Source organism: Leifsonia sp. NCR5 (assembly GCF_002105485.1).
Lineage (GTDB): Bacteria > Actinomycetota > Actinomycetes > Actinomycetales > Microbacteriaceae > Leifsonia.
The window spans coordinates 51,886-64,968 of record NZ_NCSR01000011.1 but is presented as its reverse complement, the minus strand read 5'-3'; the positions used below and the strand labels follow the sequence as shown (position 1 = coordinate 64,968).

The window sequence follows — 13,083 nt, the reverse complement described above, 5'->3', positions numbered from 1 at the left end:
GATGAAGCCCAACACCGTCATCGGCCGCATCCCAACTGGCGAGAAACCTGGAGCCAACGGGCGCAACCGCCAGCCGAAATCTGCCGACAAGGGTTCGAGCTGGAAACTGCAATCGACGGAGTTGCCGGCGTCAAAGATGCCAGCCTGGGGGTGGAAGCAGCCGCGCAATCTGCGCGGCCCACTGCGCGCCAACCCACCCGCACACCACTGCTCGTCCAAGGTCCTTGGTGGTGCGTATCCGTTCCTGGCGGAGACGGGTGACATCCTGACCGGTGCGTACATCGGCGAGAACGAGCTCTCCCGAGCCCCGTTCTGCTTCGACCCCTGGGACGCCTACTCAGCCGAGGCCGTCCGCTCCCACTCCGTCGCCATCCTCGGCGTCAAAGGCACCGGCAAGTCGATGCTCGCCAAGTCCTGGTCCTCCCGCCTGGCACGGTTGGGTCGCAAGGTTGCCGTCCCGCACGACCCCAACGGCGAATGGGCGCGCGTCGCCGAGTACGTCGGCGGCACCTCGATCAGTGTCGGCCCGGGCAAAGCCGCCCGCATCAACCTGCTCGACGAGGGTCCGCGAGATGCGACGTTTTCAGATGAGGACTGGAACCAGAACGTACTCCAATATCGCCGCGGCACGGTCAAGACGATCATCCGCCGCCTCCGCGAAGGCGGAAACCTAGAACCGGTCGAACACACCGCGCTCGACGTCGCGCTCGACGCACTCCGCGGGCAGTCGACGGTCACCATCACCCACGTCTACAACCGCCTCGTCGACCCCGACCCAGACCAGCCCGCTGAGGTAGCCGACGCCGGACATCGGCTCGCACACTCACTCCGACGGATGGTATCCGGCGACCTCACCGGCTTCTTCGATGGACCATCCACGGTTCGCTTCGACGCAGACGCCCCGATGATGGTCGTCGACACGTCCGCGCTGAAGGGCGCATCCCCGGAAGCGCAGGCTCTCGCCCGCCTCGCGACAGCGAACTGGATCCGCCGCTCCTCGCTCGGCGCCAACCGGCAGGCTCGGGTCATCATCCACGAGGAGGCCGCCGTCGAACTTCTCAACGATGTCTCCGGCGGCGACGGGCTCGCCGACCGGGTGGAAGACGAGAAGGTGGCGCGCCACCTCGGCACCAGCAACTGGTACCTGCTGCACCGGGTCGCCGACCTCGACGCGCTCGGCGATCGCAATAGCGCACTCCACTCGCGGGCACTCGGCCTCCTCGCCGACTGCGAGACCCGCATCTCCTACGCGCAGCACTCAGGCGAGATCGCCCGGTCCCGAGAGATCCTGGGCTGGAACGACACCCAGGCCGACCTTGTCCGCAAACTCCACAAAGGTGAAGGCCTCTGGCAGATCGGCCAGGACCGGGTGGCGAAGGTCCGCAATATCTGCACCGACTACGAACTCGGCATCTTCCGCACCGACGCCCTCGGAGGCGAACGAGCATGAGAACTCACGGCTCGTCCTGGACACACATCGCCCTGTATTCGCTCTTCGGGCTGGTCGTCGCCGGTGCACTTGCGACGGGGATTGCAGCGGGGACGATCTCCGCGGTCTGCGGCACCGGCGGTCAACCGTCGAGCGTCTTTGCAGGCCTCCAACTCGCGCTCAATGGAAGCCTTGCCGGTTTCACGTACCCGTCAACGTGCGTGGCACCCGTCGACCTGATTCGCGTGCTCGACGCGCTGGCCCTCCTGCTTATTCTCGGAACGGTCGCCGCCGCGGCCATCTGGTGGCTCCGCTACCGCCAGTCCGACCGACACTTCATCCACGAACTCCGCGGCCGCGATGGGCTGGCCAAGCCCGGCGAAGTCCGCAAGCACACCTCCGCCCGAACCGCCCTCCGCCGCGCCAAGACCCTCCGCCCGTCCCTGACCAATCCGACACCGTCGGCAGTCGGATGGAAAGTCGGTCAAGCCCACGGCCAGGACGTCTACGTGTCCATCGAGGACTCCATCGTCGTCGAGGGCGCACCCCGCTCCGGCAAAGGCTACCGATTCATCATCAACGCCATCCTCGACTGGGACGGCCCACTGATCACCACCTCCACCCGAAACGACAATCTCTCCGCCACGATGCGGGAACGCGCCCGCGTCGGCGAAGTGACCGTGTTCGACCCGCAGGAACTCTCTGGTGTCCGCTCCGCCTTGCGTATCTCACCCGTCACCGGATGCGAGGACCCGCTCGTCGCCGATCAGCGAGCCCAGGCGATCGTCGCCGGAACCGCACTCGGCGCATCGAAGTCCAACCAGGAATGGGCGCAGGTTTCCTCCTCCGTGCTCTCCCGGCTCCTGCATGCCGCTGCCGTTTCCGGTCGCGGCACCGATGCATTGGCTCGGTGGGGATCCAATCCACGCCTCGCACTGGAAGCAGTCGGCGTGCTCGCGAACCAAGGATCGCCGGGCTGGTCCGAGGACCTGGACGCGATCATCAACGGCGACGAGAAACTCCTCGCCAACTCCTGGTTCGGCGTCTTCGGCGCCCTCCGACCCCTGTCGATTCCCGCGATCCGGAACGCGATGACGCCCGGACCAGGAGAGCAGTTCGACCTCGACCGGTTCCTCGCCGGATCCAACAGTCTGTATCTCGTCGGCACCGGTGCCGGGGCAGGGTCCGTCGGCGGCTTCCTCGGAGCGATCCTGGACGACATCGTCGAGACCGCCCGCCGCAAGGCACTCGCCTCACCCGGCTCTCGCCTCGACCTGCCGCTCGCACTAGTCCTGGACGAGATCGCGAACATGTTCTCCTGGCCCGCACTGCCACGGATCATGGCCGACGGTGGCGGTGTCGGCATCTCCACCGTCGTCGTGCTCCAAGCACTCTCGCAGGCAGAGACTGCCTGGTCACGATCGGAAGCTGACACAATCTGGTCCGCTGCAACCGCCAAGCTCCTCCTCGGCGGCGCGTCCGACGTCGACCACCTCCGCGACATCGAATCGCTCCTCGGCCTCCGACGGATCCGCAACACCGGCCACTCCTACAACGACACCGGATCCTCCACAAACGTCAACAACGAGAAGGTGCCCGTCATGACAATCGACGAGATTCGGCGAATGCCCGAAACCGTCGGGCTCCTCGCATACAGGACGCGTCGCGGGATCCTTCTGGACCTGCGCGGTTGGACAGACCGAGACGACGCCCGCCAGGTCAGAACGGGCAAGCAGCTCACCGAGCTCGACCAGCAGGTCGTGTTCGCCGAACAATATCAAGCTGCTCTGGACCGCCGAGGATCCGCCCGGGAGGAACACTGATGTCCAACCGTCGCCGTCCCGCCAGGGACAATAACTACCGCACCCGCTACCTCCATTCGCCAGTCTGGTTCGGCCGCCGAGACCGTTGGTTCATCGAGGAAGCACGCCGCGCCAGCACAATCCGCTGCGCTATGTGCCTCGGCGCCGGCAGCGCTCGAACCCTCGAACTGCACCACCTCGACTACCGCGGCGTCACCCATACCCCGCACGGCTGGATCGCCCACGAGCGCCACGAAGACCTCACCGCCCTCCACCCGCGCTGCCACGAATACGTTCACCAACTCATCGAACGCGACCGCGCCCTCTCTGGATTCGTCTCCCGCCGCACCGCATCCCTCCAAGCCATCACGCGCCTCCGCGCAAAGATCGGCCGCTACATCGAAGCCCTGGACCAGCAGTGACAGACGACATCCCACTCGATGAACTCGTGGCCTCACTCCCCGATACGTGGGACGACCAGGCACCCCGACGAACCCCGGGGATGCTCGGCATCACCGTGATCAACTGGCGCACCCTCGAAGACGCCGACGCCCCACAGGTCTGGACCGAACTGCGGGACTGGGTCACCTGGTTCACCCACCGCTACAACCTCGCGATCCGGAAGATCCCACCCTGCTGGTACAAGCACGGCGCGCTCGTCGAAGAGCTCTCAGCCCTCCACACCGCCTGGCTGGTTTCCTACGACAGCCTCGACGCCGGCTACGGACCCATCGGTTGGCACGAACGCCTCGCCGTCGCCATCCCGAGGCTCGCGGGTTGGTACAACGGCGAATGCCACAACGGCCACACCGAACTCCCGCAGAACGGCGACGATGCGGTGCTCTCGGACTGGGCCGATTGGATCAGCCAGAGTCATGCGCGACCGTAGCCGTAGAACACCGGGTTTGCGCGCCTCCAGCGCGCATATTCCTCCGTCGAATCGGAACGTGTAGTTGAAAGCGACCCGACAAAGGGCCGCCAAATCGAAAGGAAAGTACGATGAGCACACGAGTCCCGATCAGCATCGAAGGCAACCTCGTCGCCGACCCCGACTACGGCGAATCACAGAACGGCACCAAGTTCGCCAAGTTCACCGTCGCCGTCACCGACCGAAAACTTGAGGACGGCAAATGGGTTGACGGCGACACCCAGTACCACCGCACCACCGTCTTCGGCCGCACCGCCGAAAACGTCCGCGCCAGCCTCGCCAAAGGAGACACCGTCATCGTCAACGGCAACCTCGAGTTCCGCCACTGGACCGACCAGGCCACCGGCGAACCCCGAGCCGCCACCGAAGTCGTCGCCGACAGCGTCGGGCCCTCCCTCCGCTACGCCACCGCGGAGGTGACTCGTCGCGCCCCAAAAGCTGACGGCCCAGCCGTGGCAGGGCCCAACCAAAGCGTCGACCTTGCCTCTGCCGCGACCATCTCTTAACGACGCACCCTGGGTAGCGGGGCGAACCTAGTCCGCCTCGCTACCTCTTTGTTTCAGAGCCATCGGGTATCGGCGCGCTCCACGGCGCCCCGAAATCGGAGATCGTAAATCGCCGGCCTAGCACCTTTAACCCTGTAGACATTCAAATGTGCCGAAACCCACAGTGACGACCGAATTGCCCAGTGAGCCGCTTCGCCCGCTAACTCCCGTCTTCAATGAAGATGAGCACGGCATCTATCTCGGGTATCTTCGGTCGGCGCTGAGCGACACGTCAGGCTCTGCCCCGCTCAACATTGCGCTTACAGGCACATATGGATCTGGTAAAAGCAGCGTCCTTCGCGAACTCTCGCAAGACCTTGGCGATCAGGAAGTGGTAACCGTATCGTTGCCCGCATTCCGTAGGCAAGACACCAAGGTGACGAACTCGAGCCAAACAGATGAGATTCAAAAGGAGATCGTCAAACAGCTCCTCTACCGCGAGAAGCCGAGCAAGCTGTCTGAGTCCAGGTTTCGACGAGTACAGCGACGTGGACTCGGCTCAACAATGGCCGTCGCCGCGTCAGTCAGCTTCATAATTCTGCTGATCGCATTCGCGACGCATGCGGGCGATCGATTTGAACAGCTCACTGATCGCTCGGCGGTAGCCGTGACCATCCTTTGGTTGTCGGCATTTGTACTTCTTACTGTCTTGATCGCGCTTGGGCAAAGCTTCGTTCTCGGCCGGTTTCACGTTGCGGCACTCAGTACCGGCCCGGCCCACATTGTCGCCGACAAGAGCGATCAGAGTTACTTTGACCAGTACCTCGACGAGATCGTCTATTTCTTTAGCGCGACACGGTGTTCAGTCGCGATCTTCGAAGACCTTGATCGGTTCGAAACACTGACCATTTTCGAAGAGCTTCGCGAGCTCAACGTTTTACTCAACTCTTCGCGGCAGATCGGGCGACCGATTCGGTTTGTATACGCCCTCAGGGACAGCGTGTTCGAGGATATCGGTGTTCTCGACGGACGTGACTCACGGACGTCGGGGCTAGACGCGGCATCTGCACGAGCGAAGTTCTTCGACCTTGTCATCCCGATCGTGCCTTTCGCTACACGACGAACAGCGATCGATCTCTGGGACACCGAAGTTGGTGATCGGGGAATCTCGCAGGAGGCGCTATCTATCGCGGCGACGCACGTTCAGGACATGCGGGTGATCAAGACAGTCGTCAATGAATACGACGTTTTCCTGAATCGGATCAAAACGAACAAGCTGGAGCACCTCAGGCCGGACAGCCTCTTTGCTCTGATGCTGTACAAGGCGGTTCACCTTGAGGACTACGAGCAAATCCGTGGAGGACAAAGCCAGTTTGATCTAATCGAGCGCGGCCGTCGTGACCTTATCTCTCTCAATGCGCGTCGTTTCGATGCTGCGCTCTTGTCGGCAATAGGGGGCGAGCTCTCTCGAGCTGAGCTGGAAAATCAGGCGCAGTCTGCTGGGGAGGCCCTGCGCGAAGGCCTGGCTCTGTCGATGCGGGTGGCCGGGCGTGCGATCACCAGGCTGACCTTTACAGTTGGTGGAGCTTCCTTTACCCAGGAAGGAGCGCTTGACCTCGACTTTTGGCAGGCACTCGAAGCCGCAGACTTCGATCTTCAATTTGCGACAGGCTCCTATTCCGCTTCACTAAACTCTGCTGATGTTGAAGCATTCCTCGGTGACTTGATGCTTCTCGAATGGTCCCCGACCGCGGTCGACTCGAAGGCTTCAGAAGTTCTGCTAAAGGAGCGTCGAGCCGACATCCTCACGGCGGAGGCCAGCGATCTACTGACAATGAGTGACGTGGAGCTCCCGCCGTCTTTCGAGACCCTTAGGGGCGCGTTACATCTAGACGACGCAAGCCCGCTTGCCCGCGAACTCGTAGAGAACCGGCTGGTCGATCGGAACTTCAGCCTTTACGTGAGTCGGTTCTATGGCGGGATCGTCACTGCGAGCGCAATGAACTACGTGTTGCATGTTGTCCAGCCCGGTGTGCTCGACATTCACGCTCCGGTAGGGGAAGATCACGATGTCGAGGGGGTACTCCTCGAAGCAGGCAGCCGCATGTTGGATACACGAAGTGCGCTCAACGTCGACATCGTCAACGCCCTGATCACTGACCAACGATTTGACCCCATCCTCCGGCAACTCACGGCGGGCGGCGATGACGTCGATTCGTTCCTTGACGCCTACCTAATCGATGGCAGACACAAGCCGCTCCTTCTCGAAAAGTTGGCTCCCCGCTCGGCAAATGCGCTTCAAATTGCGCTCTCACCGATGCCGAACCACGTCGACCTCGCGGCCAGCTTGGTGGACACCGTTCTCCTCAACCTGAGCAAGGAGGTTGATCAGATTGTCCCGGGGAGTTTCGCGACCTTCGTGGACGAGCGGGCAACCGAATTGTCAGCGTTCCAAACTGAACCCTCGTCCGAAAATCGCGCGCTAATTCTTCGACTACTGGGACGAGCGCGGCTGCGAGCATCCTCGCTCGCTGACTTCGCGCAAGGCTGGCATGAGCATCTCGTTCGCGAAGGCCTGTATCGGCCGAGCGCTGCCAATTTCGCCGCCGCTGCGCGGGTGATTGGATCGTGGGGTTTGGAAGACTCCTACGCATTCGGAAAAGCCACGCTCCTCCGAGTTGTCGATGACATACCGGCGTATTTGAACGCGCTGCCAACGGGGCAACACCCGTTCTCTAATCCGTCACAGGCTGCACCGGTCCTCAACTACCTGCTACATGCGCTCGGCCCAGAGAACGAGTCGGCAATGCACCCGCTCTTGGCGCGGGCAACAAAATCGATTCGTGACATGAATCTTGAAGGCGTCGCGTCAATCCTTTGGCCAGCCTTCCTCGCAAACCGCACAATGACAGAATCGGCCAAGACCGTGTTCGAGTACATAAAGGCGCACGGCATCGACGATGTGCTTGCTGCGAGGATTTCGCGCAAACAAGAGGTCACGAAGGTGGACGACCTTGACCAGCCTTTGCGACTGGAGGTCGCTCATGCAGTCTTGGCTGCGCGCAGCATCGCACCGACTAAACGTGTCCGATTCGTCGGCCGATTGAAGTTGAGCCCGGCGTTGGATGTAGCAAGTCTGCCGAAGGTCGAGGGTGACATCTTTGGTTACCTTCTTCGCGCGCGACTGATCAGCGATTCACCGACGGTCTTTGAAGCTGTTCGACAAAAGGGATGGGCGGCAAGACTCGCATACATGCGAAGCTCACGTTCGTTCGCAAGTTACGCGGCACAGATCGACTATCCGATCGGCGAATTAGCCCGAATCTTCGGGGAGACCACAATTCCGGCGAGTATCAAGAACGCTCTCATTGCGGGCATATCCGACGGTAGCGTCGAGATGTCGGCCGGATCTGCTGACGCAATAGCACGCGACCTCACGCTTCGGCGACCGAACCTCCCGGCGGGCTTCCTGGCCGAGCTCGCTGAAGGAAAGTGCTCGGCCGCAATTATGGCTCGGTTGCTCTCGATTTACTCGCTCTCTGACCAAGCGCTTCTAGAGGTCTTGCGTAACCTGCCGACCAGGTGGTCGATGCTGGCCGAAAGAGGGCGCGACAAGCCATGGTTGCCGGAGACGCCAGGATTGGTGGAACTCTTGGAGCGACTAAGGGGTCTCGGAACTGTTAGCTCATGGAGGACGGAGGGTCACGGCCTCAGGATCAGCCGACGGCACTAATAATCGCCTGGGCTGTGCTTCTGCCGGACTGACGGCCGTCCGGATCGACTCAGTCAAGAAGATCTCCGATCACTTCTTGACTGAACGCTCGGAGGTGGGGTGGAAACTGTTCGTATGCAAGTCGAGCAGCCGAAACCGCTGGCGTGGCGAGCCTCAGACGAGGAGGCCGTTGACCTATGCCGAGAGTGGATGGTCTACCTCGGCGCGTTAGACGTTGTTGCAGCCTCTGAGCCCGCTGCACAAGTTTGCGACCTCTACAGCAGTCGATTCCTGGCTTGGGTGGATAATCGGCGCGCGAACCTTGGCCTTGACGTGGTTGAAAGGGCCGCGGCCATCGCTGCCGGCGACGGGCGGTGCCCATTAGTCTTCTTGTCTGGCGGTGTGCTCCCGGAGGCTCAAGACCGGGCAGACGCTGTCGGCTTGGCGCTTCTCCGGTTCGATGCGCAGGGAGGCAACCTCGATGGTGCGAACCGCGTTGGCCGACAACTACGAGTGAGCGGGTTAGCCGTCAACTAACGGCGCGGTTCAGCGCAACGCCGGATATGCGGTTTGGTCCGACCCGGCCACGTGAATGGGATCGCTTTGAGGCTGTGCAGCGCGATGAAGCTCTGTCCGTGCCGCTGCTCGCGACATTTCGACAGTCTCTTCGACGGGGCGCCGTTGCATCGTCTCAACGAGCTCAGAAGCGGCCGATGCCCGGTTTGCAGCGACGACCGCTGCGATGTTGTTCTGCTTGCCTCGCGTGAGTCCGACATAGAGTCCCGCAGCGTCGACGCCTGGGCCGACAAACGAGAGGTCTGTTGTCTCGCCCTGAACGCCGTAAACAGTCGTCGCATATGCCAGGTGGAGATGCGACGCTGCGTACTCGTGGGTGATCTTTCGCAGATCGGTCGAGTCCCGGTCGGACGCGAGCATCACATGGTCGGCTGCGACACGCTTGACGACCCAGTTCTGACGATTTTGCACGTCAGTCGTGCTGTCATTCCGCCGCGTCTGGACGACGTCTCCGACGAATATGGCCTGCCCCGCTTGCCCCGATGTACCAGTCTTCGTATCGACTGACCCGTCAGCAATTCGGCGAGCTTGGATGTCCTCACTAACCGATTGCGCCTCAGCGTGCGTCGCAGTCACAAGGGCAATGCTCTGCCGCGCCCGGGTTGCCTCGAACCATGCCGCGATCATCGCGCTGCGCGCTTCGACCTCGTTGTCCACGAGGACGACGTGGCCGGTTCGAATAAGTTCGTCCGCAACTTCAGCAGCCTCGCGGCTGTCCGGGTTGCGGAACCTGAGGCTCAATTCTGCCCAGGCGGGATCCGTGAAACGGTGAATCGTGTCGAGTTCGACCTGGCGAGTTGCGCGACGCCAGAAGAGCGCCATCGCGCCCGAATGGCCGACGGGGAGAGCTTGATGCTGGTCGCCGACTAGGGCGACACCTGCTCCTGTTCGACCGATGATGTCGAGAAGCGCGTTCGCGGCTTCGAGGTCGAGCATGCCGGCTTCGTCCACGACGATGCGATCGCCCGCACTGATACCAATCCGGGGCCCCGCATACTGGACCCCGGTTGCCGGGTCTATATCGCCAGAGCGCAAGCGCGACCACTCAGTAGCGCCGGCTCGGTTGCTGGTCCATCGCCATCCGTAGTCGTGGAGCAACTGGTGGAGAGACGATGACGCGCTCTCTGCTTCGCGGCCCGCGACGGCGGATGCCTTCTTCGTCGGAGCCACGATGATCATGTTCCGACCTCGCCTGCGGAGAGCAACGCCAGCCACTTTTAGCATCGTCGTCTTGCCAGTCCCGGCGGCGCCCGATACCGCGACAATCCGGTCCGATCCCGCAATCGACGAGGCGCCGCGAGCTTGCCCCTGGTCCAGCCTTCGTTCCGGGTCGATCGCATTCGCAACAGCGGCAATCTCGCCAGACGGCAGCACCTCGCCCGGGGCGGTGAGCGAGTCGGTCCGCTGTGCGAGGGTTGTCTTGAGGGTTGCGGTCGAAGTCGCCATACGCCGCTTGATGTGTGCAGGAATGTCCGGCTCCGACAAGAGCGTCACCGTGTGCGTCCGAGTCGCGTGGGAAGTCACTTCATCCACGATCTCGGCAAGTAAAGTGCGATCTGCGACCACGCCAGACGCGGCGATCGCTCGGATGGCTCCCGCTCGGACATCCATGTCGCTGAATCGGCCTCCCGTCCCGGTTGACCGGGCGTCCGCATCGACGATCGCCTTCGCCGCGAGGAGTTCGACGTCCAGGTCCTCGATGGCGACCGACCGCGCTACCGTCGCACTCCGCGGCTCGACGAGTTCTGGATCGGCATGCAGGAGTTCTGACATCACGATGGATGCCCAATCCTTCTCGTTCAGCCACCCGGGCTTGTTCGGCCGGCCGGCCGCCCACGCCCACTGATCGATCTGAGTCAGTACGGTGGATGAGGGCTCCTCGTTCGGGTGTTGCTCTTTCCAGGCGTGGAGGTGGGCTGCCTTGTTCGCTTCGATCTGCGCAGACCGCTTCGACAGGGGCCGCACAAGATGCTCCAGCTGCGCTATCTCCCCACCCGCGTCAAGCGTGAAGCCCTTCTCCGCCAGCGTGGCGATCCACGCAGGGTCGGTCCGGGAAGCGAGATCGCCCTCCGCGTTGACGACGTTCTGGAACCGCAACGCGACCCGGGTGTCGACATTCGACCACTTCCCGTCGACGCCCTGGACCTTGACGTTCAGCCACAGGTGGCGGTGCTTGTGCGGGTCCAACGAACGCGATCGTTCGTGCCGCAACTCGACGACCTCGATCCGAGTGAGATCCTCTCGGATGGCTCCTTGCTTCCCGCGGCGGGCGTTCAGTTCGGTCTGCCACAGCTTGATGATTCGGTCCCGCAGGCGGTCCTGCAGATCCTCGTACGCGGCCGCCAACTCCGTGTCCAGCATCGCCGCGATCGAGAACGACTTCGGTGCGTTGATCGTCGCATCCAGAATCAGATCAGCGACCGGCGACTCCAGGTCTCGGCCACGGCGTTCACCGGTAAGCGGGTCAATGCCGTCGACCCAATCCCTCAGCTGGGTGCGGGTGAGGAGATCGTCGCGGGTGGCGCCGTTCTCCACGATGTACCGGGTCATCACCGCATCCGCGTACCCGGCCGCAGCTAACGCACCGTCGGCAGTCTTAGCCGTCAGGGTCGCGTCGCAAACGCCGCCGAAGGCGTAGTGCACCGCTTGCTTGACCCCTTGGGCCGCTTGCCCGCGTTTCCAGCGCGCCACTCCACCTCTCACACTTACACGTTCCGGTTGCGCGCTCCTTTTGGCGCGCAAATCGCAAGCTCATCTCAAAGAGTGCCTACGTGCATTCGCTCTTTGTCGTCAGTCCGTCCTCCTTCTTCGATCTCTGGCTCCTGCTCTTGTTCTCCCGTTGGTGTTTTCTCTCTGTCGCTTCCTTTGTTGGTTCTCCTCCCTCTTTTCGTGTCCTTCTCTTGTCGCGCGTGTCTCCTGCGCTCAGCATTTGCCACCCGTGCTCTGACCCTTCTGAATAAGGGCTGTGGAGCAGAAAAGAACCCCGACCCAGGTAGGCGGGTCGGGGTTCTTACGTGAGATCGGTGATTACTTGTCAAGCATCCCGACGATGTTGTGTGCCGCGGCGAGGACGCGGGTAGCCGAGTCGCGAATCACGGCGACATCTTCGTCGCTCCATCCGGCGATGTAGCCGATGCTGTACGCGCTGGTGTCGAATCCGCACAGGCCGCCGACCACGTAGGCGACCGATTCGGCTTCCACTTCCATGCGTCCGCGATGCTGCCGATACTCCTCGACGCTGTCGATGTGGTGGAGCTCGATGTGCGCGGTCTCGTGAAGCAGGGTCTTCGCTGACTGCTCGACGCTGAGGCATTCCGCGAGGACCACGCGCTGCGTCTGGGGGTCGGTGTAACCGCTGGCATGGGTGAGAGGTTCGTTGCTGATCTTCCATCCCTGGGACTCGAGGTGGGTGGTCAGTGGAGCGATGACGCCGTGGTCGTCGTCGCCGATGAGTCGTTGGGTGGGATCCCGCGGGAGCGGGTCGGCTCCCTCGATCGGGTCGGTCTGTGCGATGTCGAAGACGGACAGAGTCGGGAAGTATCGGATCACGCGAGCTGCGTCCTCGGCCGCGTCATCGGTGTCGGCGGCGGTCTCAGTCTTCTTCTCTCGATACCCGAAGATCTTGATTGACTTCTCGCCTTTACGCACCTGCCGACCCTTTGTCTGCCACTGTCGAAACCCGGCGACCATAGTCGCAGTCGGGTTCTGCGCGAGGATCAACAGAAGGTTGTTCAGGCTGTAGCTGTGGAAGGAGCGGGCGAACTCCAGGAACGCCCGCCACTGGCCGCTGTCGGCGAGCTGTTGGACTTGCTCCACGATCGACGCGTGCAGTGCCTCCGCCTCTGCTTGTCGGTCCTCCGCGCTTCGGGTGATGGTCGTGTTTCCCATGATTTGTTTGCTCCTTTGTCCACTCGTCTTTCTCGCCGTCCCGGCACGAAGATCAAGAACGGGCGGAGGCGGAGCAGCGACCGGCAGAAGCGGTTGCTAAGTGGAGGAGCGCAGCGACGGAGTCTGCAAATAGCGAGGGTCGGGAACGGAGCAGCCGGAGGCCGTTACGATCGGAGGCCGGAGCGGTGAGAAGACCAATAGGGCTGCGCCGACGTAGTCGGCTCCAGGTGGCTTTGATCTCTGAGCTAGCCCTCGATGGCACT

The 13,083-nt window shown here is 62.4% G+C and carries 8 protein-coding genes; 6 read left to right on the top strand and 2 right to left on the bottom strand.

Translation table 11 applies throughout. The features are described 5' to 3' along the window. Position 1 precedes the first annotated feature (1 nt). From B7438_RS10980 to B7438_RS10955, 6 genes are all read left to right on the top strand, one after another. Positions 2-1,450: a hypothetical protein gene (locus B7438_RS10980; RefSeq protein WP_085369596.1), complete on the top strand. Its 1,449-nt coding sequence runs from the start codon at positions 2-4 to the stop codon at positions 1,448-1,450. Further along, positions 1,447-3,252, top strand: coding sequence for a type IV secretory system conjugative DNA transfer family protein (locus B7438_RS10975; RefSeq protein WP_256921984.1), 1,806 nt, complete (start codon positions 1,447-1,449; stop codon positions 3,250-3,252). The genes B7438_RS10980 and B7438_RS10975 overlap by 4 nt, the downstream gene beginning before the upstream one ends. After that, positions 3,252-3,653, top strand: coding sequence for a hypothetical protein (locus tag B7438_RS10970; protein ID WP_143465809.1), 402 nt, complete (start codon positions 3,252-3,254; stop codon positions 3,651-3,653). Before B7438_RS10975 ends, B7438_RS10970 begins: the two co-directional genes overlap by 1 nt. Further along, entirely contained in the window at positions 3,650-4,120 is a 471-nt protein-coding gene (locus B7438_RS10965) for a hypothetical protein (RefSeq protein WP_143465807.1), read from the top strand. The genes B7438_RS10970 and B7438_RS10965 overlap by 4 nt, the downstream gene beginning before the upstream one ends. Positions 4,121-4,230: 110 nt before the next feature. Continuing rightward, positions 4,231-4,665: a single-stranded DNA-binding protein gene (locus B7438_RS10960; protein WP_085369592.1), complete on the top strand. Its 435-nt coding sequence runs from the start codon at positions 4,231-4,233 to the stop codon at positions 4,663-4,665. 148 nt (positions 4,666-4,813) lie between these two features. Continuing rightward, positions 4,814-8,377, top strand: a complete 3,564-nt coding sequence (locus B7438_RS10955; RefSeq protein ID WP_143465805.1) for an ATP-binding protein — start codon at positions 4,814-4,816, stop codon at positions 8,375-8,377. A gap of 525 nt (positions 8,378-8,902) precedes the next feature. Here B7438_RS10955 and B7438_RS10950 read toward each other — a convergent pair. Beyond that, positions 8,903-11,623: an AAA family ATPase gene (locus B7438_RS10950; RefSeq protein WP_256921983.1), complete on the bottom strand. Its 2,721-nt coding sequence runs from the start codon at positions 11,621-11,623 to the stop codon at positions 8,903-8,905. Between the two features lie 336 nt (positions 11,624-11,959). Continuing rightward, positions 11,960-12,820, bottom strand: coding sequence for an ArdC-like ssDNA-binding domain-containing protein (locus B7438_RS10945; protein WP_085369590.1), 861 nt, complete (start codon positions 12,818-12,820; stop codon positions 11,960-11,962). Between the last annotated feature and the right edge of the window lie 263 nt (positions 12,821-13,083).